Below are 23930 nucleotides of genomic sequence, written 5' to 3' on the forward strand. Positions count from 1 at the left end.
CAGTCCAGTGGAAAATGTATTCCGTATCTCGGAATCACGATAGAGGTGTCCACCCTGTGACGGGCGGCGAAAAATCCCTGCCGGAGCCCCTCCCGACCCGGCAGGCTGGGGGAATGGACGACAAACGCACCGTGAAGGTGTCCAAATACGTCTCGAAACACCTGCGCCATCAGCCGGAACGCATCGGACTGACGCTCGACCCCCGGGGATGGGTGGAGATCGACGACCTCCTGGCCGCCGCCGCGGCCCACGGATTCCCCCTCACCCGCGAGGAGCTCGACCACGTGGTCGCCTCCAACGACAAGCAGCGCTTCGCCGTCGACGGCACCCGCATCCGGGCCAACCAGGGCCACACGGTCGCGGTCGACCTGGACCTCCCCGAGGCCGAACCGCCCGCCTGGCTCTACCACGGCACCGTCGCCCGGGCCCTGGAGGCGATCCGCGCCGAGGGCCTGCGCCCGATGGCCCGCCACCACGTACACCTCTCGCCCGACCGCGAGACCGCGACCCGGGTGGGCGCGCGCCGGGGCCGGCCGATCGTGCTGGCCGTCGACGCCGGCGCGATGCGCGCGGCCGGTCACGTCTTCCGCGTCAGCGCGAACGGCGTGTGGCTGACCGAGGCCGTACCGCCGCGGTTCCTGCGCCTCCCGTAGCCCGACCGGCCCGGAATTCGAGGGGGGATTGTCGGATCATCCCCCTACCCTGTTGCTCACTCCGGGATACGTGAGGGGGGGTACCTCGCGATCGCCGAATCTCCCACACGCGCATGCGAGGTGACGCCCCATGACGTCCACATCCCCTTCCCCGACCCCCTCCCCTTCCTCCCCCGGAGCGGAGTCCGCCGAGGTCAACAGCTTCCAGGTCGACCTGCGCGGTCTGGTCGACCTGCTCTCCCACCACCTCTACTCCAGCCCGCGCGTCTACGTCCGCGAGCTGCTGCAGAACGCCGTCGACGCCATCACCGCCCGCCACGCGCACGAACCCGGCGCGCCGGTGCGCATCCGCCTGTCCGCCTCCGCCGGCGGCGTCACCATCGAGGACTCCGGCATCGGCCTGACCGCCGAGGAGGCCCACTCCCTCCTGGCCACGATCGGCCGCAGCTCGAAGCGGGGAGGCGACGACACCGCCGACACCGTCCGGGGACTGGAAACCACCCGCCAGGAGTTCCTGGGACAGTTCGGCATCGGCCTGCTCGCCTGCTTCGTCGTCGCGCGGCAGATCCGCGTCGTCACCCGCTCCGCCCGCCGGCCCGACGCCGCCCCCGTGGAGTGGCTCGCCACCGACGACGGCTCCTACACCGTCCGCGAACTCCCGCACGAGGCCCGCCCGGAGCCCGGCACCACCGTCCACCTCCAGGCCCGCCCGGGCGCCGAGGAGTGGACCGCCCCCGCCAAGGTCGAGCAGCTCGCCCGCGACTACGGCTCCCTGCTGCCCCACGAGATCACCTTCGACGACGGCACCGGCGGCGAACCGCGCCCGATCACCGACCGACCCGCCGTGTGGGACCGCGCCTTCCCCACCCCGGCCGCCCGCCGCGTCGCGCTCGCCGGACACTGCGCGGCCCTCTTCGGTTTCACCCCGCTCGACAGCATCGACCTCGACCTGCCCGTCGCCGGCGTGCGCGGGGTCGCGTACGTCCTGCCCGAGCCGACCAGCCCCGCCCACCGGTCCGGACACCGCGTCCACCTCAAGGGCATGCTGCTCACCGACCAGGCCGACAACCTGCTGCCCGACTGGGCCTTCTTCGTCCGCGTCGTCCTCGACACCGACACGCTGCGACCCACCGCCTCCCGCGAGAACCTCTACGACGACGAGACCCTGGCCGCCGTGCGCGAGGCCCTGGGGAGCCGCGTACGGTCCTGGCTCGCCGAACTCGCCGCGAGCGAGCCCGAGCGCCTGGCGGCGTTCCTCGGCGTCCACCACCTCGGCGTGAAGTCCCTGGCCCGGCACGACGCCGAACTGCTCGGCCTGATGCTTCCGTGGCTGCCGTTCGAGACGAGCGACGGCGCCATGAGCCTGGAGGAGTTCGCCGCCGCCCACAGCGACATCCACTTCACGCGCACCGTCGAGGAGTTCCGCCAGATCGCCCCGATCGCGGCCGCCCACGGCCTCGGCGTCATCAACGCCGGCTACACCTACGACGCGGACCTGCTGGCCCTGCTGCCCGCCGTCCGCCCGGAGCTCAAGGTCACCGAACTCGACGCGGGCGCCGTCACCGAGCGCCTGGACCCCGTACCCACCGGCGTCGAACTCGCCCTCGCCTCCTTCCTGGCCACGGCCCGCACCCGACTGGAGCCGCAGAGCTGCGACGTCGTGCTGCGCGCGTTCCAGCCCGTGTCCGTCCCGGCGCTCTACCTCGACGACCGCCAGGCCCGGCAGGAACGCGACCGCACCGCCGCCCTGGAGAGCGCCGACTCCCTGTGGAGCGGCATCCTCGGCTCCCTGCGCGGCACGGGACCGCGCGCCCGCCTGGTGCTGAACCACAACAACCCGCTGATCCGCCGCATCGCCGACCTGCCCGACCCCGCCCTGGCCGGCACCGCCATCGAATCGCTCTACGGACAGGCGCTGTTGATGTCCCAGCGGCCGCTGCGCCCGGCCGACACCACCCTGCTCAACCGGGCCTTCCTCGGGCTCCTGGAATGGGCCACCCACTCCGTCGACATCCAGGAGGACCCGAAGTGACGTCCCTGACCCCCGACGAGATCCGGCACGGCCTGACGGAGAACCGCCGGGCGCCCAACGGTTCGGCGCGCAACGCCCACGCCGAGGCCCTGGCCTCGGCCGCGGAGGTGAGCGGCGACGGCGCCCTGTTCCGCGAGGCCCTCGACAACCTGATCAACTCCTACCTGTACAGCGCCGAGTCCTCCAGGATGCTGGTGCCCTTCTCCCGGCTGCTCCAGGAGTACGACAAGGACCCCGCGGCCTTCTCCCACTGGGACACCCACTCCCTCTTCTGGCAGTTCAAGTGGGTGGCGACGGCCATCGGCGACTCGCCCGAGGTTCCGGTGGAATCCGCCACCGGCTGGCTCGACGAGATGGAACGCCGCTACCGCCTCGCCGGCTACAGCGAACGGCCCGTCCGCGAGTCCGAACTGTGGCTGGCCGACGCCATCGGGGACGACGACCGGGCCGAGCGCGCCTTCACCCGCTGGCTCGCCGCCGAGCGCGACGACATGAGCGACTGCGTGGCCTGCGAGCTCAACGGCCAGGGCCAGTACTCCGTCCTGCGCGGCGACGACGCGAAGGCCCTCGACCTCTGGAAGCCCGTGCTCGACGGCGACCAGACCTGCGCCGAGGAGCCCCACCGGGTCCTCGCGACCTCCCTGCTGCCCCTGCTGCGCCTCGGGCGCGTCGACGAGGCCCGCTCGAACCACCTGCGCGGATACCGCCTGGTCCGGGGCAACGAGAGCCTGCTGCCCTCGGTCGGCAAGCACATCGAGTTCTGCGCCCTCACCGGCAACGAGTCCCGCGGCCTGGAGATCCTGGCCGACCACGCCGCCCACGTGGGCCCCCTCGCCAACGTCGACGACCAGATCGCCTTCCACGGCGGCATCCTCGTCCTGCTGCGCCGACTGCGGGAACTGGGGCACGGGGACAGCCCCGCCGTCCCCTACGAGGGCGTGCCCCGCACCGTCTCCGAACTCCACGGGCTGCTGTCCGAGGGCGCCCTCGCCGTCGCCCGCCGCTTCGACGCGCGCAACGGCACCACCCGTGTCTCCGACCGGTTCCGCACCCGGATCGAGCGGCGACCGCTGATCGACGTACTGCCGCTCGGAGTGCGCAGCGCGGCGCTCCCGCAGGCCGCCCGCCCCACCGCGCCCGCGGCGGACCCGGCGGACCCGGCGACCGCGCGGGACGTCTCCGGCCTGGTGGAACGGGCCCGCGAGGCCCGCGACACGGGCCGACCGGGCGCCGCGGCGCTCTGGGAGCAGCTGGCCGTACGGGTCCTCGCGCTCCCGGCGTCCGAGGTGGACCCGCTGCTCGCGGCGGACATCGCCGACCACCGGGCCCTCGCCGCCGCGCGGGCGGGAGCCGAGGACGCGGCCCGCCTGCTGACGGCCGCCCGGGACGGATACCGGGACCTGGGCCGGGCGGACCGCGCCGCCGTGGCGCAGCTGCGCCTGGCGACCGTGGCGGCCCGGGACGGGGCGGCACCGGGGGAGGTCCGGGAGCTGTTGGCCGCCGGACTGCGGGCCGCCGAGGCCCTGGAGCCGGCCGAGCCGGTGCGGGAGCGGCGGATCGCGGTCGCGCGGCTGTCGGCGCTCCGCCTGGAGCCGTACCTGCGCTCGATCGAGGGCGGGCACGAACACGGGGACCACGAGGGGCACGACGGGCACGACGGGCACGACGGGCACGACCGCGACGGGCACGCGGCTCTGGCCGACGCGCTGGACTCCTTCGTCTCCTCCTACGGGAAGACCGTGCCCGACCTGGCCGCCGATGCCGAGGAACTGCTGGGGCGGCTCACCCTCTCGCGGGGCGACACGGAACACGCGCTCGCGCTGCTCGCCGCCTCCGCGACCCGGTCCATCGAGGCCGACCGGCCCTGGCAGGCGGTCGACGCCCTCGTCATGCGGGCCGGCGTCCTCATGTCGTCGGGGCGGGCGCAGGAGGCCGAGGAGGCCGCACGGTCCGCGCTGGAGCACTCCGAGGAGATCGTCGACCCCGAGGAGCAGGCCGTCGTACGGCTCACCCTCGCCGACATCCTGGTGCGGCGTCGGGAGACGGCTTCGGAGGCTGCCGAGCACGCGCTGACGGCGACCCACTGGTTCGACCAGGCCGGGCTGAGCGCCGACGGCGGCGCGCAGGCGCGGCTGGTCCTGGCCCGCGCCCACGCGGGGGAGGGCAGGACGGCCGACGCCGCGGAGGTACTGCGGTCGGCGCTGCCGGATCTGCTGGAACACGGCGAGGGGCAGGCGGTGTCGGCGCGGGAGTTCCTCGGCGACCTGCTGGGCGCGCTGCGCGACTCGCGGGCCGCCGCCGAGCAGTACCTGCTGGCGGCGGAACTGACGAAGGACTGGGAGGACCCGCGTCCACAGGCGAGCCTCGCGCAGTCGGCCGCGGACCACCTCTCCGAGGCGGGGCTGGTCGAGGAGGCGGTGGCCGCCTACGAGCGGGCCCTCGAACTGCGGCGCGACGCCGGCGGGGCGGTGATCGCCGAGGTGCGGATCCTGCGTTCGCTGGCCTGGCTGGGCCTGCGTCAGGGCGTCACCACCTCGGCGGTGGCGACGGCCCGGAGCCGGATGGACGAGGCCGCCGGGGTACTGGAGACGGCCTTGGCCGCCGAGCCGGACGCCTCGGCTCCGACCGACCTTCGCTCGGAGCTGGCCCAGACCTGGCACCAGCTGGCCCAGGTGCTCGACCGCCTCGTCACCGCGCAGGAATCGGACGACGACGAGGACGAGGACGGCGACGAGGACCAGGACGAGAGCGGCTCTGAGCACGGCACCGAGAACGGTGAGCGGGCCGGCGGACCGGACCGGCGGCTGGACTCCTCGGAGATCGAGGCCCTGCGCCTGGAGGAGATCCTCCTGTGGGACCGGGCGGCCGCGCTCTACGCCGACCTCGGACCCGCCCACGTCCAGGACCGCTTCCAGTGCCTGAACAACGCCGCCTGGACCGATCAGGAACTGGGCCGTCCGGAGGTGGGCGCCGCCCGCGTCTCGGCCCTGATCGAGGAGGTCGAGGCCTGGCCCGAGGGCAGCCTCCCCGAGTGGCTGCTTCCCGAGGCGCGTCGGGTCCACGGCAACCTGACGTCGTGACGCCGTGACGTCCTGACGTCCTGACGTCCTCATACCGATGCCGCTCCGGCCCCGCGACACAGCGGGGCCGGAGCGGCGACTCGCGGGCCCGGGGGCTCGCGTACGACCGGACCGGTCAGCCGTCCAGCTGGCCGAGCGCCTCCGTGGCGATCCGCTCGAACACGGTGTCGTCGGCGGCGAAGTCGGAGTCGGCGATCGGCATGTGGACGACCAGCTCGGTGAAGCCCAGCTCACGGTGGCGACCGGCGAAGTCCACGAACGCGTCCACCGATTCCAGCATCGTGGCGCGTTCCGGGGTGAAGCCCGTCAGCAGGACCCGCTCGATGGTCGCGCTGTCCCGGCCGATCTCCGACAGGGCCTTGTCGAGCTTCAGGTGCTGGCCGCGCAGGGCCTCCAGGGACTGCTCGGGAGTGCCCTCGAAGACCTTCGGGTCGCCGGCGGTCACCCAGGCCTGGCCGTGGCGCGCGGCGAGCTTCACTCCGCGCGGCCCGGTCGCCGCCACGGCGAAGGGCAGCCGGGGGCGCTGTACGCAGCCGGGGACGTTGCGGGCTTCGACGGCCGAGTAGTACGTGCCGTGCTCGGTCACCGCGGGTTCGGTCAGCAGCCGGTCCAGCAGCGGAACGAACTCGGCGAAGCGGTCCGCCCGCTCCCGCGGGCTCCACTCGTCCTGACCGAGCGCGGTCGCGTCGAAGCCGTTGCCGCCTGCGCCGATACCGAGGGTGAGGCGTCCGCCGGAGATGTCGTCCAGCGTCATGAGGTCCTTGGCCAGCGTCACCGGGTGCCGGAAGTTCGGCGAGGTGACCAGGGTGCCCAGTCGCATACGGTCGGTGACGGCGGCGGCCGCGGTCAGCGTGGGCACCGCTCCGTACCAGGGGCCGTCACGGAAGGTCCGCCACGACAGGTGGTCGTAGGTGTAGGCGGTGTGGAAGCCGAGCCGCTCGGCCCTCTGCCACTCATCACGGCCACCCTGGTGCCACGGGCGGTACGGCAGGATCACGGTGCTCAGACGCAGACTCATGCAAGCGAGCCTACGACGTTCCCACCGCGCCCCTCGTGTTCCCCGCCGCCCCCTCGGCCTCCCTCGGCCCCTCCGCCTCCCTCCGCGCGATGTTTCACGTGAAACACGCCACCCGGACGACGTTTCACGTGAAACATCACCCCCATGATCATGATCATGGGCGACGAGCCCCTACCCATGAGTGAAGATGGAGCGGTGACCTCGGCTCCCCAGCGCCCGGACGGGCCAACCCCCGCACCCCGGCTCATCGCCACCGACCTCGACGGCACCCTGCTGCGCGACGACAAATCCGTCTCGCTCCGCACCGTCGCCGCACTCGCCGCCGCCGAGGAGGCCGGCATCGAGGTCTTCTTCGTGACCGGCCGCCCGGCCCGCTGGATGGACGTGGTCGCCGATCACGTCCACGGCCACGGTCTGGCGATCTGCGCCAACGGCGCGGCCGTCGTCGACCTGCACGCCGGTCGGGAGTTCGTCCAGGTCCGGGAGCTGCCCCGCGGCACGGCGCTCGATGTCGTCGAGGCCCTGCGCGCCGCCGCGCCCGGCACCTCCTTCGCCGTCGAGCGGACCACCGGAATCAACTACGAGCCGGACTATCCGCCCTTCTTCCAGGACCCCGGCGCCACCATCGCCACCGTGGAGAAGCTGCTCCAGGAGGACCTGGACGACGGCACCGCACCCGTCCTGAAGCTCCTCGCGCACCACGGCGAACTCTCCCCGGACGCCTTCCTGGAACTGGCCCGCACCGCCGCCGGCCAGTACGCCTCCATCACCCGCTCCAGCCCGACCGCCCTGCTGGAGGTCAGCGGGCTCGGCGTCTCCAAGGCCAGCACCCTGGCCCTGTGCTGCGCGGAGCGCGGCATCTCCCCCGAGGAGGTCGTCGCCTTCGGGGACATGCCGAACGACGTGGAGATGCTCAGCTGGGCCGGCACCTCGTACGCCATGGGCAACGCGCACCCCGCCGTGATCGCGGCCGCCTCGGGTCAGACGGTCGCCAACAACGAGGACGGGGTGGCCATCGTCATCGAGGCGATCCTCGCCGACCGCGCGGCCCGCGCCTAGGGTCTGTCGTCAAGGCCTAGAGCGGGGCCTCCCACACCAGGGTGGTCCCGCCGCCGTCCTCGCCGATGCCCTGCCCGTACCAGCTCGACCCTCCCAGGGACTCGGCCCTGCGGCGCAGGTTGCGCAGTCCGCTGCGCCGGCCGCCCTCCGGGATCCCCACCCCGTCGTCCGCGACCTCCAGCCGGACGCCGGGCCGGCCGTCGGCCAGGGTGACGGTGGAGTCCAGCACCACCTCGATCCGCGAGGCGTCCGCGTGCCGGAAGGCGTTCGAGAGGGCCTCGCGCAGGGCCGCGATCAGGTTCTTGCCGACGAGCTCGCCCACGACCGCGTCGATCGGCCCGAGGAAGCGGTGCGCGGGCTTGAAGCCCAGGGGCACGGCGGCCATGTTGATCTCCCGCAGTACGCGGGTGCGCAGTCCGGACGGGGCCTCGGCCGGTCCCTGTTGGAGTGCGAAGATCGCGGTGCGGATCTCCTGGATCGTCACGTCCAGCTCGTCCACGGCCTTGCCGACCCCGTCGCGGACCTCGGGGACGATGGAGCGGCGCTGCGCGCCCTCCAGCATCATCCCCGTCGCGAACAGCCTCTGGATGACGAGGTCGTGCAGGTCCCGCGCGATCCGGTCGCGGTCCTCGAAGACCGCGAGGCGTTCCCGGTCCCGCTGGGCCTCGGCCATCATCAGGGCGAGGGCCGCCTGCGAGGCGAACTGCGTGGCGAGGGTCCGCTCCGCCTCGCTGAAGGGTCGTTTGCCACGGGCCCTCGGTGTGACGAGGGCGCCCAGCACCCGTCCGCCGCTGTGCAGGGGCAGCATCATGCAGGGGCCGTACTGGCTGGTGAGCTTGCTGATCATGCGGGGGTCGGCTGCGGCGTCGTCCACGAACACCGGCTCCCCCTCCAGCAGCCGGCCCACCACCGGGCTCTCGGCGGGGATCACGACGCCGAGCGAGCTGGCCGGGTTGTCGGCGGAGACCGCGACGATCTCCATGCCGCCCTCCTCCGCCGGCAGCAGGACGATCCCGGCGGCGGAGTCGGCGAGCCTGCGCGCCTGTTCGGCGACCACCGCGAGGGCGTCGTCCGCGTCCCCGCCCGACAGCAGGGCGGTGGTCACGGCCACCGAGCCGTCGATCCAGCGTTCGCGCTGCGTCGCCGCCTCGTACAGGCGGGCGTTGCCGATGGCGATCCCCGCCTCGGTGGCCAGGACGCGGACCATGTGGACGTCGTAGTCGTTGAACTCGCCGCCGCCGTTCTTCTCGGCGAGGTAGAGGTTGCCGAAGATCTCGCCCTGCACCCGGATCGGGACGCCCAGGAAGGTCTTCATCGGCGGGTGGTGCGTGGGGAACCCGGCCGAGCGGGGGTCCTTCGTCAGGTCGGCGAGCCGGACCGTGTCGGGGTGGGAGATCAGCGCGCCGAGCAGCCCCCTCTTGCCGTCCGGCCGGTGGCCGATCTTGCGCGCCAGGGCGGGGCTGACTCCGAAGGTGACGAAGTCGGAGAGCCCGGGGCCTTCCGTGTCGACGACGCCGATCGCCGCGTAGCGGGCGTCCGCCAGTTCGGCGGCGGTCTCGCAGATGCGGTCGAGCGTGGAGTGCAGTTCGAGACCGGTGCCGACCGAGCGCATGGCCTCCAGCAGTTGCGGGACCCGAGCGGTCAGCTCGGTGGACAGCCCCTGCAGACTCCGGGTGGCCTGGGTGGCGGCCTCCAACGGGTCCGGTGTTTCCCGGTTCGGCTCCGGTGATTCCTGAGACTCCTGCAGTGACATGCCCTTGAGACTAGTTAGTCCCGATTAGTGGGGAAAGTCGACATGGGTCAGGCCGGCCTGAGACCGTCCCGCCCGGGCGAGATCGGCCGAAAAGCCACCGGCCTGCCGCTCCCGTTCCAGCAGCCCCCGCAGGGGTCCGTCCACCGCGGCCAGTTCCGCGTACGGTCCGCGCTGCACGACCGTCCCGCCGTCCAGTACGAGCACCTCGTCGACCGCCTCCAGTCCGGCCAACCGGTGGGTGATCAGCACGGTGGTCCGGCCCTCCGTCGCGGCCAGCAGGTCCGCCGTCAGCGCGTCGGCCGTGGCCAGGTCCAGGTGCTCCGCCGGCTCGTCCAGGACCAGCACCGGGAAGTCCGCGAGCAGCGCCCGGGCCAGGGCCAGGCGCTGGCGCTGACCGCCCGAGATCCGCTGTCCGTGCTCACCGACCAGGGTGTCCAGCCCCTCCGGCAGACCGTCGGCCCACTCCAGGAGCCGGGCCGCGGCGAGCGCCCCGCGCAGTTCGGCCTCGCTCGCGCCGGTGCGGGCCAGCCGCAGGTTCTCCCGTACCGAGCTGTCGAAGATGTGGGCGTCCTGGGCGCACAGGCCCACGGTGCGGCGTACGTCGTCGCCGTCGAGGAGGCGGGCGTCGTTCCTGCCCAGCGTGTAGGTGCCCTCGGCCGGGTCGAGGAAGCGCAGCAGGACCTGGGCCAGGGTGGTCTTGCCCGAGCCGGAGGGGCCCACGACCGCGACGCGCCGGCCCGCCTCCAGCGTCAGGTCCATGCCGCGCAGCGCGTACGCGTCCTGCCCGGGGTGGCGTGCGGCCAGGGCCGTCAGCCTCAGGGGGAAGGGCGAGTCCGGCGCGGGAAGGGGAGCGGCCGGCTCGACCACCGGCGCCGGCGCGTCCACGACCTCGTGGATCCGCTCGGCGCTGCGCCGGACCCGCTGCCGGTACCGGACGGCCAGGGGCAGACCGTTCACCGCCTCGAACGCGGCGAGCGGGGTCAGCACGACCACGGCCAGCGCCACCCCCCTCAGCCGCCCGTCGGCCAGGGCGTTCGCGCCGACCAGCGCCGCGCCCACCACCGTGAGCCCGCACACCAGGGCGGACAGCCCGCCACCGACACCGCCCGCGGCGGCCCCGCGCGAGGCGATCCGGGTGAGCACCCCGTCGCTCTCGCGCACCCGGCGCTTGCGGTCGGCCAGGGCCCCGGCCACCGTCAGTTCGGCGGTCCCGGTCAGCAGGTCGGCCACGCGGGTCGACAGCTCTCCCCGCGCGGGCGCCAGCCGCCGTTCGGCGCCGCGGGCGCAGGCCGCGCCGATCAGGGGCACCGCGACCCCGGCCACCAGCAGGCCCACGGCGAGCACGGCCCCGGCTTCGGGCAGCAGCCAGGCGGTGAAGGCCACCGACCCCGTGCCGACGAGCACCGCGGTGCCGACCGGCAGCAGCCAGCGCAGCCAGTAGTCCTGGAGGGCGTCCGCGTCGGCCACCAGCCGGGACAGCAGGTCCCCGCGCCGCTGCGCGCGCAACCCGGCGGGCGCGATCCGTTCCAGTCGCCGGTACACCGAGACGCGCAGCTCGGCGAGCATGCGCAGGACCGCGTCGTGCGAGACGAGCCGCTCGGCGTAGCGGAACGCGGCCCGGCCGATGCCGAAGGCCCGGGTCGCGGTGGCGGCCAGCGCCAGGTACATCACCGGCGGCTGCTCCGAGGCCCGGGAGATCAGCCAGCCGGACACGGCCATCAGGCCGACGCCGCACCCGACGGCCAGCGCGCCCAGGAGCAGACCGAGCCGGAAGCGTCCCTGCCAGGGGGAGGCCACCTCCCGGACCCGGCGCAGCGGATCGCCCGAGCCCGTCACGGCCCCCGGGAGGACCGCCGCCCGCTCGGTCGCGGTGCCGAGGATCCACTCCCCGGGGTCGGCCATCCCGGCCGACCCCCGCCGCGCGCCGGCGGGGGCGGTGCCGTCCGGTCCCCGGCCCTCGACCACAGCGCCCGCGACGCCCGCAGCCCCCGCGGCTCCCGCGGCGGTCGGCCCCTCCGGGCCCTCCGTCACGGCCACCACCCGGTCGGCGACCGCCAGCAGCGCCGGCCGGTGCACCACGAGCAGCACCGTCCGCCCGACCGCGAGGCGCCGTACGGCCTCCACCACCGCGGCCTCGGTCTCTCCGTCGAGGGCGGCGGTCGGCTCGTCCAGCAACAGCACGGGCCGGTCCGCCAGGAAGGCCCTGGCCAACGCCAGCCTCTGCCGCTGTCCGGCGGAGAGCCCGATCCCGCCCTCGCCGAGCGGGGTCGAGGCCCCCTGCGGCAGGGCGGCGACGAACTCCCAGGCCCCGGCGTCGCGCAGGGCGGCCCGGACCTCCTCGTCGCGGGCCTCGGGTCGGGCCAGCCGTACGTTCTCCGCGATGGTTCCCGCGAACAGGTGCGGCCGCTGCGGCACCCACGCGATCCGCTCCCGCCACTGCTCCGGGGAGAGTTCGGCGAGGTCGGTGTCGCCGACGCGGACCCGCCCGCCCGTCGGGGTCACGAAGCCCAGCAACACGCCCAGCAGCGTCGACTTGCCCGAGCCGCTCGGCCCGGTGAGGGCCACGCACTCGCCCGGCTCGACGACGAGGGACACGGGGCCGGGTGAACTCGCACCCCGGCCCTCGTGGCGCACCTCGACCGCGTCGAGGGCGATCCGCAGGCCGCCGGCCGGCACGTCGGCCCCGCCGGAGGAGGCCGGGGCGGGGGTCTCCAGGACCTCGAAGATCTCCTCGGCGGCGGCCAGGCCCTCGGCGGCCGCGTGGTACTGCGCCCCCACCTGCCGCAGGGGCAGGTAGGCCTCCGGGGCCAGGATCAGGATGACCAGTCCGGTGTAGAGGTCCAGGCCGCCGTGGACGAGCCTCATGCCGATGGTCACCGCGACCAGCGCCACCGACAGGGTGGCGAGCAGCTCCAGCGCGAAGGAGGACAGGAAGGCGATGCGCAGCGTGCGCATCGTGGCCTGCCGGTACTCGTCGGTGATCTTCCTGATGGATTCGGCCTGCGCCTTGGCCCGGCCGAACACCTTCAGCGTGGGCAACCCCGCCACCACGTCGAGGAAGTGGCCCGAGAGCCGTGACAACAGCCGCCACTGGCGGTCCATCCGGGACTGGGTGGCCATGCCGATGAGGATCATGAACAGCGGGATCAGCGGCAGGGTGACCACGATGATCGCCGCCGACACCCAGTCCTCGGTGACGATCCGGGCGAGCACCGCCACCGGGACGACCACCGCGAGCCCCAGCTGGGGCAGGTAGCGGGAGAAGTAGTCGTCGAGCGCGTCCACCCCTCGGGTGGCCAGGGCCACGAGGGATCCGGTCCGCTGCCCGCCCAGCCATCCCGGCCCCAGGTCGGCGGCCCGGTCCAGCAGCCGCACGCGCAGCTCCGACTTGACCGCCGCGCCGGCGCGGTGCGCCGCCAGTTCGGTGAGCCAGGCCACCAGGGCGCGGCCCACCGCCACCGCCGCGAGCAGCAGCAGCGGGGTCCGCAATTGCGAGCCGTCAAGCCCGTCCTCGAAGGCACCGACCACGATCTCGGCGATGAGCATCGCCTGACCGACGACCAGCGCCGCCCCGGCCAGCCCGAGGGCCACGACCGCCCCCAGGAAGCGGCGGGTGGAGCGGGCGTACCGCAGCAGACGCGGGTCGATCGGTTTCACGTGAAACATCCCCTCGGCAGGGTCAGGCGGGAGACTCGTCGGCGTGCCGGCACGCGCGGGGCGCGGGAAGCCACCGGCGCGCCGGGGCGCGTGAGGCGCCGGGGCGCGTCAGTGCGCGTCGGCGATGTGCTGGGTACCGATGCGCTTGCGGAACACCCAGTAGGTCCAGCCCTGGTAGAGCAGGACGAGCGGCGTGGCCACTCCCGCGCACCAGGTCATGATCTTCAGGGTGTACGCGCTGGACGAGGCGTTGGTGACCGTGAGGTTCCAGGCGCTGTCCAGCGAGGACGGCATCACGTTCGGGAACAGCGTCAGGAAGAGCATCGCGACGGCCGCCGCGATGGTGATCCCGGACAGGGCGAACGACCAGCCCTCACGGCCCCTGAGGTTGCAGCCCAGGGCCGCGACCAGCGCCACCGCGGCGACGACCATGGCGATCATGCTCCAGCGGTCGCCGCGCGAGACCTGGGTCCAGATCAGGAAGACCAGGGCCAGGACGGCCGTCACCACGCCGAGCCGCGTCGCCAGCGCGCGCGAGCGGTCCCGGATCTCACCGACGGTCTTCAGCGAGGTGAAGACCGCGCCGTGGAAGGTGAACAGGGTGAGGGTGACCAGACCGCCCAGGATCGAGTAGACGTTCAGCAGGTCGAAGAGGGTGCCGACGTACTCCATGTCCCGGTCGATCTTCACGCCGCGCACGATGTTGGCGAAGGCCACGCCCCACAGGAACGCGGGGATCAGCGAGGTCCAGAAGATCGCGTGTTCCCAGTTGGTCTGCCACTTGTCCTCGGGCCGCTTGTGGCGGTACTCGAAGGCGACGCCGCGGATGATCAGGCAGATCAGGATGAGCAGCAGGGGCAGGTAGAACCCGGAGAAGAGGGTGGCGTACCACTCGGGGAAGGCGGCGAAGGTCGCGCCGCCGGCCGTGAGCAGCCAGACCTCGTTGCCGTCCCAGACCGGTCCGATCGTGTTGATCAGGACCCGCTTCTCCGTGCGGTCGCGGGCGAGGAGCTTGGTGAGGACGCCGACTCCGAAGTCGAAGCCCTCCAGGAAGAAGTAGCCGATCCACAGGACGGCGATGAGTACGAACCAGACGTCGTGGAGTTGCATCGTGCGGTCTCCTCAGCCTCAGTACGAGAAGGCCATGGGCCGGTCGGCGTTCTTGTCGTCGCCGCCGATCCTGGTGGGCGGGTTGAGGTCTGCTTCGGTCAGCTCGGGCGGTCCGAGCTTCACGTACTTCACGAGGAGCCGGACCTCGATGACGGCGAGCACGGCGTAGAGCAGGGTGAAGCCGATCATCGAGGTGAGCACCTCCGCCTGGCTGACACCGGGCGAGACGGCGTCGCGGGTCCGCAGGACTCCGTAGACGACCCAGGGCTGGCGGCCCATTTCGGTGAAGATCCAACCCCAGGAGTTGGCGATCAGCGGGAAGCCCATGGTCCAGAGGGCGACGATCCAGTAGAGCCGGGTGAACTTCGGGTTCAGCGCCGTCTTGAAGAGGACCAGGTGCGGGACCTCGTCCTCGCCGGTGCGCAGGGCCGGCGGCAGCAGGAACTTCCTGCGGGTCAGCCACAGGCCCAGGGCGCCCACGCTCAGGGAGGCCATGCCGAAGCCGATCATCCAGCGGAAGCCCCAGTAGGCGACGGGGATGTTGGGCCGGTAGTCACCGGGGCCGAACTTCTCCTGCTCCGCCTTGTTGACGTCGTTGATGCCGGGGACGAAGGAGGTGAAGTCGTCGTTGGCCAGGAAGGACAGCAGGCCGGGGATCTCGATGGCGACCTTGTTGTGGCCCTTGTCCACGTCCCCGTAGGCGAAGACGGAGAACGGCGCGGGCGCCTCGCCGTCCCACAGGGCTTCGGCGGCGGCCATCTTCATCGGCTGCTGCTTGAACATGACCTTGCCGAGGAGGTCACCGCTGATGGCGGTGCCCATGCCGGCGATGACCATGACGACCAGGCCGACGCGCAGCGAGCTGCGCATCACGGGGATGTGCTTCTTGCGGGCGAGGTGGAAGGCGGAGATGCCGACCATGAACGCGCCGCCGACCAGGAAGGCGGCCGTGATGGTGTGGAAGAACTGGGTCAGCGCGGTGTTCTGCGTGAGCACCAGCCAGAAGTCGGTGAGCTCGGCGCGTCCGCGCTCCTCGTTGATGCGGTAGCCGACCGGGTGCTGCATCCAGGAGTTGGCCGCCAGGATGAAGTACGCCGAGAGGATGGTGCCGATGGAGACCATCCAGATGCAGGCGAGGTGGATCTTCTTGGGGAGCTTGTCCCAGCCGAAGATCCACAGGCCGATGAAGGTCGACTCGAAGAAGAAGGCGATCAGGGCCTCGAAGGCCAGCGGGGCGCCGAAGATGTCACCGACGAACCGCGAGTAGTCGGACCAGTTCATGCCGAACTGGAACTCCTGCACGATGCCCGTGACCACACCCATCGCGATGTTGATCAGGAAGAGCTTTCCCCAGAACTTCGTGGCCTTGAGGTACTTCTCCTTCTCGGAACGCACCCAGGCGGTCTGCATACCGGCCGTGAGGGCGGCGAGCGAGATCGTCAACGGGACGAACAGGAAGTGGTAGACGGTGGTGATGCCGAACTGCCATCGCGCCAGCGTTTCCGGCGCCAAAGCTAGGTCCACGCCCTCTTCTCCTTCGGGTCGCCGTGGTCACAGCCGCACTTTGCCTGGTATGTCCCACCCAATCCCGGAGGAAGCGGGACACGCTTGTGAACGCGTTCACATTCACAAGCATTATGTCGTACCGCTGCCGGCGACTTTCAGCCGGGGTCCCCTCTAGCCAATGTCTTCAACAAATTGTTGAATGCGGCTCATGCAGATTCGAATCTCCTGGCCCGCGGGCCAGCTCACCGCGACCCTCGACGACACGCCTACGGTCAAGGCCCTCGTCGACGCCCTGCCCATATCGGCCTCGGCCAACACCTGGGGCGAAGAGGTCTACTTCGACACCGGCGTCTCCGTGGCCCTGGAGTCCGACGCCCGACAGGTCGTCGACCCGGGCACGGTCGCCTTCTGGACCGAGGGCGACGCGCTCGCGCTGCCCTACGGCCCCACCCCCATATCGCGCGGAGGCGAGAGCCGCCTCGCGAGCCCGTGCAACGTGCTCGGCTCGTTCGACGGCGACCCCCGCCTGTTGGCCACCATCCGCGAAGGCGACCCCGTCCGCGTGGAACTGGCGTGACCCCACCGGGGGCCACGCGCTCCCGACGGCCCCGACCCGGGGCTACATCTCCTTGAAGAACGCCTCCGCCGTGTGCAGGAAGAGGTCGTTCGCCTCGGTCTCACCGATCGTGACCCGCAGGCCTTCGCCCGCGAAGGGCCGGACCACCACACCGGCCTTCTCGCAGGCCTCCGCGAACTCCGCCGTCCGCTCCCCCAGCCGCATCCAGACGAAGTTCGCCTGGGTCTCGGGGACGACGGTCCAGCCCTGCGCGATCAGCGCGCCGTAGACCCGGGCCCGCTCGCCCACGAGGGACCCGACGCGGCCCATCAGCTCGTCCTCGGCGCGCAGCGAGGCGACCGCCGCGTCCTGCGCGAGCTGGCTCACGCCGAAGGGCACCGCGGTCTTGCGCAGCGCGGCGGCCACCGGCTCGTGCGCCACCGCGAAGCCGACGCGCAGCCCCGCGAGCCCGTACGCCTTGGAGAACGTACGCAGCACGCACACGTTGGGGCGGTCGCGGTACAGCTCGATGCCGTCCGGCACGTCCGCGTCACGGACGAACTCGCGGTAGGCCTCGTCCAGCACCACCAGGATGTCCGAGGGCACCCGGTCCAGGAACCGCTCCAGCTCGGCCCGGCGCACGGCGGTGCCGGTGGGGTTGTTGGGGTTGCAGACGAAGATCAGGCGCGTCCGGTCGGTGATGGCCTCGGCCATCGCGTCCAGGTCGTGCACGTCACCGTCGGTCAGCGGCACCTTCACCGACGTCGCGCCCGAGATCTGGGTGATGATCGGGTACGCCTCGAAGGAGCGCCAGGCGTAGATCACCTCGTCGCCCGGACCGGCCGTCGACTGGATCAGCGACTGCGCCACGCCCACCGAGCCGGTGCCGGTGGCGATGTGCTCGACCGGGACACCGAACCGCTCCGCGAGCTCGTTCACCAGGCCGGTGCAGGCCATGTCCGGGTAGCGGTTGAACCGGTGCGCGGCCTCGACCGCGCTCTCCAGCACCCCCGGCAGCGGCGGATACGGGTTCTCGTTCGAGGAAAGCTTGAACGCGACGGGCCCGCCCGCGGCGGCGGGCTTGCCGGGCTTGTAGGTGGGGATGCCGTCCAGCTCGGCGCGCAGCTTCGGGCTCTTCTCGCTCACCGCAGGTCCTCCTCGACCGTCCCGTCGACGACCGTCGACTCAATACTGCTCACCTTATGAGGATTCCGCCGATCCGAGAATGGTGGGCGCCAGGATCACTGGGGGAGCGCGCGCATATATGCGTGCGCCGGTGGCCTGCGCCGTGGCGCGCGTCCCTCGTGCAGGTGAGTTGCGACCGGCCGCAAACGGCTCCGTTTTGGCATGCTCGTACCCGCCGACAAGCCCCACCGTTACCCAGAGCAACGAAATCCCTGCGATTCCAAGGTCATTGGGGGTGGCGAACCATGCAGAATCGTGCCTGTCAACGCGTGCATATGCACCCGGACCACCCACCCCACCGAGCCCTACTATCGGCTCGCCATGACAGCAGCAGGGAAGCATCAGGTGAGCCGGGCCGAGACCACCCGGCGGGTCGGCGGCCGAGCGGGCCGGGCCGGCATCAGAGACGTGGCCGCCGCGGCGGGCGTCTCCATCACGACCGTCTCCGACGCGCTCAATGGCAAGGGGCGACTGCCCGACGCCACCCGACGTCACGTCCGCGAGGTGGCCGACCGGCTGGGCTACCGCCCCTCCGCCGCCGCCCGCACCCTCCGTACCGGCAAGTCCGGCCTCATCGGCCTGACCGTGACCACGTACGGGGATGAACCTTTCACCTTCACCGAGTTCGCGTACTTCGCCGAGATGGCACGGGCCGCCACCTCCGCCGCGCTCGCCCGCGGCTACGCCCTCGTCATCCTCCCCGCCACCTCACGACACGACGTCTGGTCCAACGTGGCCCTGGACGGCACCGTCGTCATCGACCCCTCCGACCACGATCCGGTCGTCAGCGAACTGGTCCGTCAGGGCCTGCCCGTGGTCTCCGACGGCCGCCCGGCCGGCACCCTCCCCGTCACCGCCTGGGTGGACAACGACCACGAAGCCGCCGTCCTGGGCCTGCTCGACCACCTCGCCGCCGCCGGCGCCCGCCGCATCGGGCTGCTGACCGGCACCACCACCGACACCTACACCCGGCTCTCCACCACCGCCTACCTCAACTGGTGCGAGCGCGTCGGCCAGGACCCGGTCTACGAGTCCTACCCGGCCCACGACCCGTGCGCGGGCGCCGTCGCCGCCGATCGGCTGCTCGCCCGACCCGACCGACCCGACGCCGTCTACGGCCTCTTCGACCCGAACGGCACCGACCTGCTGGCCGCCGCCCGCCGCTACGGCCTGCGGGTGCCCGAGGACCTGCTCCTCGTGTGCTGCAGCGAGTCGACCGTGTACGCCAACACCGAACCGCCCATCACCACGCTGTCCCTCAAACCGCGCCGGATCGGCACCGCCGTCGTGCAGTTGCTGATCGACGCGATCGAAGGGGTCGACACCGGGCGCCCCGTCGAACAGGTCGTCCCGACCGAGCTGATCATCCGTACGTCCTCGCAGCGCAGGACCCCCCGGACGACCGTCAGCCCACCCCGTTCACCCGCCCAGGACTGACCTCCACGCCGCCGTATCGGCGGGGCCGACGGCCCCGCCGAAGATTCACCTACACCGATATCGGGCGAAACCACCAGGAAGGGGCGGCTCCGGCCAGGATTCACCACCCCTGGTGCGTCACAGAGCGCGAGCCGCATTCCTATGATGGGCGCACGACATCACGGACCCTCCGCCCCGGCGGCACGGGGGTCCGCAGGTGTACGGCAGCGCGACGGTGGTGGAGGGGTCGATGACTCAGGGGGCCGGTCAGGGACCCGCGATGCGGACGGACACGCTGCGGGACTTCCGGGTGCCGGTCAACGAACCCGGGCCGTACGCCCCGCCCGCCGACAGAACCGCCGAACGCGCCTCCGATCGCCCCGGCGAAACCGACGGCTACGGCGACTACCCCGTCTACTTCGACGACCACGTCCCGGCGCAGCCGCACGCCGTGCACCCCGCGTACGCCTCCAAGCCGTCCGGGCACCCGCTCGCCGGCCCCGGCGCACCGACCGGCTACCCGGACCCGCAGACCGTGCCCCGGCAGCGGACCGCCACCGCCCACGCGGACGACCGGCCGGACGAGCACGTGGTGGACCACGCGGTGGACCACCCGCTCGAACCCGACGACGGCTACACGCCCACGCAGCGCGACCTGCCCGTCATCGGCCGCGTCGCCCCGATCGGCGGCCCCGGCGACACCGTCCAGGTCCACTACGTCCCCGAGGAGCAGGCGCCCGCCGGCCCCGGCCCGCTGTACGTCGTCGGCGACGTCCACGGATACCTCGACGAGCTCGTCACCGAGCTGCACGCACAGCGGCTCATCGACGCCGACGGCCACTGGTCCGCCGGCAACGCCCGGCTCTGGTTCCTCGGCGACTTCACCGACCGGGGCCCCGACGGCATCGGCGTCATCGACCTCGTCATGCGGCTGTCCGCCGAGGCCGCCGCCGCCGGCGGCTACTGCAAGGCGCTCATGGGCAACCACGAGCTGCTCCTGATCGGAGCCAAGCGCTTCGGCGACACCCCCATCCACTCCAACGCCGGCACCGCCACCTTCCAGGCCGCCTGGCTCCTCAACGGCGGACAGCGCACCGACATGGAGCGCCTGGAGGACGTCCACCTCCAGTGGATGTCCCGGCTGGACGCGGCCACCCTGGAGGACGGGCACCTGCTCCTGCACTCCGACACCACGGCGTACCTGGACTACGGCGACTCCATCGAGGACGTCAACGACACCATCCACGAGCTCCTCAACCGCAACGACGCCGACATCACCTGGGACCTGTTCCGCAAGTTCACCAAGCGGTTCGCCTTCCGGGACGAGGGGGGCCCGCAGGCCGTGCGCGAGCTGCTCGACACCTACGGCGGCGCCCGCGTCGTCCACGGCCACAGCCCCATCCCGTACCTGCTGGGCGAGGTGGGCGCCGAGGACGGCGACGAGTCCCGCGGCCCGGAGGCCGTCGACGGCCCCCACGTGTACGCGGAGGGACTGGCGATCGCGATGGACGGCGGCGTGACGATGGCGGGCAAACTCCTGGTCGTACAACTGCCTCTGAGTGACTGAGCGTTGTCGGAGCGGGGTATTTCCCGAAAGCCCCTGTCACGGCGTGGCCGGGGCGCTCTACCATCGCTCTATCCGTAGCAGGCTCTCCTCCGTTCGGGCCGGCGCCCGGGTCTACGCGGGCATACCGGCTCCACCCACGGAGCATCGGGGGATGCACATGACCAGCGCTCCGCACCTGCTCACCGAAGACCGACCCGAGTTCGATCGGCTCCTCGACGAGGCACTGCGCACCGCGGACGAACGGCCCGAGCTCGCCACTCTCGGCGAACGTCTGAACGCCGAACAACTGCGCACGATGGCCCTGAGCGCCCGAGCGCTCCTGAGCGCCGCCGCGGCGGCGGAGTACGACCACTTCGTGAAGGTCCGGGAGGAACTGCGCGACGTCGCCCTCTCCACTCCGAGCGGCGCCGCCGAGAACGACTCCGGTCAGGACGAGGACGACGGGGCCGGGGCCTTCGCCGTGGTCGCGGTCCTGGCACCCGTCCTGGCGGGCACCGCGATGCTGATCTTCCTGCTGGTGGGCTACAGCCTGAAGATGATCGATCCCGAACCGGCCTTCGCGCGCACGATGGTGACCGCGGGCTGGCTGTTCGGCGCCCTCACGGTGGCGGCGCTGCTGTTCGCCGTGGTGGGGCTGCTGGTGGCCGCCGTCCGCAACAGTTCCACCGAGGTGGCGGCCGAGGAGAGCGTCCCGGTCCCCGACGAGCTCTCCCGCGCCCGGGAGGCCTGGCGCAACGCCCTGTTGGAGCGGGGGATCATGCCGTTCCTGCGCGACGCCCTGGCCGATCCGAGCGCGGTCTCGGGCTATCCGGTGCCCCGTACGCCAGGGGCCGGGCGCATCCCCGATCTGGGTTACACCCGGCCCGACTTCACCAGTCCCGGGGCCCCCTCACAGGGGACCCGGCCCGGCTACTCGTCCCCGGACTTCACGAGCCCGGACTTCGGCGGGCCGGAGACCGGCCCGGAGTAAGACCTACCTGCCTTCGGCCCGAAGGTAGTTGATGTCCGCCGGGTCGATGGTGTGGCGGAACTTGCCCCGCAGGGTGGCGGTGCTGACCGGGTTCACCTGGGCCCAGGTCTTGGTGCAGGCCAGGACGGGTGTGCCCATGTTGGTGCCCGGATTGCAGGTGGTCTCGAAGAGCAGGTTGTTGGTGGTCAGGACCTCAATGGAGATCAGGTTCGCCTGGGCGCCGATGGAGATCGCGCAGGCGTTGGTCGGGAAGGTGCCCGGAGGCGTGCCGCCGTTGGTCAGGTCGTACCAGAGGAAGGGCGAGATGGTCGGCGTGTTGCTGCGGATGCCGACGTACGCCTTGCCCCCGGTGAGCACGGCGTTCAGCTGGGTCGCCGCGTTCGGGTTGTAGGAGTCGACGTCACTGCACGGGCCGCCGGGGCCCGTCAGACCCTGGGGGCCGGTCACGCCCTGCGGACCCGTGAGACCCTGCGGACCGGTCAGACCCTGCGGACCGGTCAGGCCCTGGGGGCCGGTGGGACCCGTCAGGCCGTTCGTGCCCGGCACGCCCTGCGGACCGGTCACACCCTGCGGGCCTGTGAGACCCTGCGGGCCGGTGAGGCCCTGCGCGCCCGCCGGGCCCGTCGGGCCCGTGGCTCCGGTGTGGCCCCGGTGACCGCGCGGACCCCGCGGACCCGTCGGGCCCACCTTGCAGTCGTCCTTGCGCGGGTTCGCCTTGTTGGCCTTGACCTCGTCCTCGTCGTCCTCCCGCGACTTCGACGGCCGACAGTCGTCGCCACCACCGGCCTGCTGGACGGTCTGCGTGCCCGCGGCCTGGGCTCCGGCCGACGCGGCGGGAGCCGCGATCCCCGCCAGAACCAGAGCCACGGACGCCAGGGTGCCGCCCGCCAGCCAGCCGGCACGACGGGGCAGCGGCCCCAGGAAAGTACGGGACCTGTCCTCAGAACTCATTTACCGCTCCTCGCGCACACCGAGTTGGATGCTTCTGCGAAATCCGGAAATGTGACCGGACGTCGCCGCGTCATCCTGAGGAGCCGCACCGCGCGCGCCGCCGAGGCTCGCCACTCTGTCAGCGGAATGGCCCAGCCCACGCAGCCACTTGGACGCTCGCGACAGGGCCACCCGGGGACTCGCCCCGGCGAGCCGCCCGGAACGGGCTACCGCCCGTTCCTAGGGTCATCGGGCGTGAAGCCGACCATTTGCCTCTGCATGATCGTCAAGAACGAGGCCGCCGTCATCGAGCGTTGCCTGGACTCGGTACGGGACCTCATCGACACCTGGGTCATCTCCGACACGGGATCCACGGACGGCACCCAGGACCTGATCCGCGCCGCCCTGCGCGGCATCCCCGGCGAGCTCCACGAAGAACCGTGGCGGGACTTCGGCCACAACCGGAGCCTGAACATCGCGCACGCCCACGGCAAGGCGGACTACCTGCTCCTGCTCGACGCCGACCTCGTGCTGCGGCGCACCGACGCGCTGCCCCCGCTCACCGCGGACTCGTACATGCTCCGCCACGAGGGAGCCACCGAGTACCGCATCAAACGACTGGTTCGCGGCGATCTGCCCTGGCGGTACGAAGGGGTCACCCACGAGTACCTGACCTGCGACCGCCGCGACGAGAACGACCAGCGCCCCGGCCTCCAGGAGAACCTCGACGCGCTGTCCATCGAGGACCACGCCGACGGCGGATCGCGCCACGACAAGTTCGAACGGGACGCCCGCCTGCTCGGTGCGGAGCTGCAAAGGGACCCGTCCAACCCCCGGACCGTGTTCTACCTCGCCCAGACCATGCGCGACATGGGCGACACCGGAGCCTCCATCAACCTCTACGAGCGACGCGCGAGCATGGGCGGCTGGGCGGAGGAGGTCTACTACTCCCTCCTCCAGGTCGGTGTCCTGCACGGCGAGGCCGGGGAGTGGCCCGCCGCGATGGACGCCCTCTCACGGGCCTGGGACTTCCGCCCCGAGCGCCTGGAGGCCTGCTACGAACTGGCCTGCCGGCTGCGGCTGCTGGGCCGACACCACATGGCGCACGCCGTCACCTCGGCCGTCCTCGACCGTCCCGCCCCGGACGACCTGCTCTTCGTCCAACCCTGGGTGTACCGGTGGGGGCTGCTCTTCGAGCATTCCATCACCGCGTACTGGATCGGGGACGCGGCCACGTCGGTCGCGCTCTGCGACCGGCTGCTGGCGCTGCCCGACCTGCCGGAGGCGTACCGGCGGCAGACCGAGAAGAACCGCGCGTTCGCGGTGGCCGCGCTCGCCCCGTCCGTTCCTGTTTCACGTGAAACATCGACCGACGCCACCGATGTTTCACGTGAAACACCGCTCACGAACCCGGTACGGGTCTAGGTTCGGGCCCCTG

Annotated in this window: 16 protein-coding genes; 9 read left to right on the forward strand and 7 right to left on the reverse strand. The window is 72.1% G+C overall.

What is annotated here, in order from left to right; genetic code table 11:
* Nucleotides 1–113 precede the first annotated feature (113 nt).
* The 3 genes from AB0D01_RS04340 to AB0D01_RS04350 all read left to right on the forward strand — a co-directional run bounded on the left by AB0D01_RS04340 (nucleotide 114) and on the right by AB0D01_RS04350 (nucleotide 5765).
* Nucleotides 114–653 carry an RNA 2'-phosphotransferase gene (locus AB0D01_RS04340; protein WP_363053488.1) on the forward strand — a complete coding sequence of 180 codons (540 nt, stop codon included), beginning with the start codon at nucleotides 114–116 and terminating at the stop codon, nucleotides 651–653.
* 130 nt (nucleotides 654–783) lie between these two features.
* A complete protein-coding gene (locus tag AB0D01_RS04345; protein WP_363053489.1) occupies nucleotides 784–2685 on the forward strand; it encodes an HSP90 family protein in 1902 nt (633 codons plus the stop codon).
* Nucleotides 2682–5765, forward strand: coding sequence for a tetratricopeptide repeat protein (locus AB0D01_RS04350; RefSeq protein ID WP_363053490.1), 3084 nt, complete (start codon nucleotides 2682–2684; stop codon nucleotides 5763–5765). Before AB0D01_RS04345 ends, AB0D01_RS04350 begins: the two co-directional genes overlap by 4 nt.
* A 115-nt stretch (nucleotides 5766–5880) precedes the next feature.
* Here the strand turns inward: AB0D01_RS04350 and AB0D01_RS04355 are convergent, their stop codons facing one another.
* Nucleotides 5881–6783: an LLM class flavin-dependent oxidoreductase gene (locus tag AB0D01_RS04355; protein WP_363053491.1), complete on the reverse strand. Its 903-nt coding sequence runs from the start codon at nucleotides 6781–6783 to the stop codon at nucleotides 5881–5883.
* Nucleotides 6784–6960: 177 nt separating this feature from the next.
* Here AB0D01_RS04355 and AB0D01_RS04360 point away from each other — a divergent pair, with 177 nt between their 5' ends.
* Complete coding sequence (locus AB0D01_RS04360; RefSeq protein ID WP_363053492.1) at nucleotides 6961–7842, forward strand: Cof-type HAD-IIB family hydrolase; 882 nt, start codon at nucleotides 6961–6963, stop codon at nucleotides 7840–7842.
* Nucleotides 7843–7858: 16 nt separating this feature from the next.
* On the opposite strand, the gene AB0D01_RS04365 is transcribed toward AB0D01_RS04360, so the two are convergent.
* From AB0D01_RS04365 to AB0D01_RS04380, 4 genes are all read right to left on the reverse strand, one after another.
* The gene (locus tag AB0D01_RS04365; RefSeq protein ID WP_363053493.1) at nucleotides 7859–9595 is read right to left on the reverse strand and encodes a GAF domain-containing protein; all 1737 of its coding nucleotides are present in this window, start codon (nucleotides 9593–9595) and stop codon (nucleotides 7859–7861) included.
* A 24-nt stretch (nucleotides 9596–9619) separates the two neighbouring features.
* Nucleotides 9620–13252: a thiol reductant ABC exporter subunit CydD gene (gene cydD, locus AB0D01_RS04370; RefSeq protein ID WP_363053494.1), complete on the reverse strand. Its 3633-nt coding sequence runs from the start codon at nucleotides 13250–13252 to the stop codon at nucleotides 9620–9622.
* 108 nt (nucleotides 13253–13360) lie between these two features.
* The gene (cydB, locus tag AB0D01_RS04375) at nucleotides 13361–14362 is read right to left on the reverse strand and encodes a cytochrome d ubiquinol oxidase subunit II (protein WP_363053495.1); all 1002 of its coding nucleotides are present in this window, start codon (nucleotides 14360–14362) and stop codon (nucleotides 13361–13363) included.
* An 18-nt stretch (nucleotides 14363–14380) separates the two neighbouring features.
* The gene (locus AB0D01_RS04380) at nucleotides 14381–15886 is read right to left on the reverse strand and encodes a cytochrome ubiquinol oxidase subunit I (protein ID WP_363053496.1); all 1506 of its coding nucleotides are present in this window, start codon (nucleotides 15884–15886) and stop codon (nucleotides 14381–14383) included.
* A 190-nt stretch (nucleotides 15887–16076) separates the two neighbouring features.
* On the opposite strand from AB0D01_RS04380, the gene AB0D01_RS04385 reads away from it, so the two are divergent.
* The gene (locus AB0D01_RS04385) at nucleotides 16077–16445 is read left to right on the forward strand and encodes a cyclophilin-like fold protein (RefSeq protein WP_363053497.1); all 369 of its coding nucleotides are present in this window, start codon (nucleotides 16077–16079) and stop codon (nucleotides 16443–16445) included.
* A 42-nt stretch (nucleotides 16446–16487) separates the two neighbouring features.
* Here AB0D01_RS04385 and hisC read toward each other — a convergent pair whose 3' ends face one another.
* Nucleotides 16488–17570 (reverse strand): histidinol-phosphate transaminase, encoded by a 1083-nt coding sequence (gene hisC / locus AB0D01_RS04390; protein WP_363053498.1) that lies wholly within the window; start codon nucleotides 17568–17570, stop codon nucleotides 16488–16490.
* Between the two features lie 360 nt (nucleotides 17571–17930).
* On the opposite strand from hisC, the gene AB0D01_RS04395 reads away from it, so the two are divergent.
* From AB0D01_RS04395 to AB0D01_RS04405, 3 genes are all read left to right on the forward strand, one after another.
* Entirely contained in the window at nucleotides 17931–19046 is a 1116-nt protein-coding gene (locus AB0D01_RS04395; protein ID WP_363053499.1) for a LacI family DNA-binding transcriptional regulator, read from the forward strand.
* A gap of 259 nt (nucleotides 19047–19305) precedes the next feature.
* Nucleotides 19306–20592, forward strand: coding sequence for a metallophosphoesterase (locus AB0D01_RS04400; RefSeq protein ID WP_363053500.1), 1287 nt, complete (start codon nucleotides 19306–19308; stop codon nucleotides 20590–20592).
* Between the two features lie 151 nt (nucleotides 20593–20743).
* A complete protein-coding gene (locus AB0D01_RS04405; RefSeq protein WP_363053501.1) occupies nucleotides 20744–21562 on the forward strand; it encodes a hypothetical protein in 819 nt (272 codons plus the stop codon).
* A gap of 3 nt (nucleotides 21563–21565) precedes the next feature.
* Here the strand turns inward: AB0D01_RS04405 and AB0D01_RS04410 are convergent, their stop codons facing one another.
* Complete coding sequence (locus tag AB0D01_RS04410) at nucleotides 21566–22513, reverse strand: hypothetical protein (RefSeq protein WP_363053502.1); 948 nt, start codon at nucleotides 22511–22513, stop codon at nucleotides 21566–21568.
* Nucleotides 22514–22747: 234 nt separating this feature from the next.
* Between AB0D01_RS04410 and AB0D01_RS04415 the strand changes: the two genes are divergently transcribed.
* Entirely contained in the window at nucleotides 22748–23917 is a 1170-nt protein-coding gene (locus AB0D01_RS04415; RefSeq protein ID WP_363053503.1) for a glycosyltransferase, read from the forward strand.
* Nucleotides 23918–23930: the final 13 nt, after the last annotated feature.

Origin of the sequence: Streptomyces sp. NPDC048606 (assembly GCF_040650855.1) — a bacterium.
Lineage (GTDB): Bacteria > Actinomycetota > Actinomycetes > Streptomycetales > Streptomycetaceae > Streptomyces.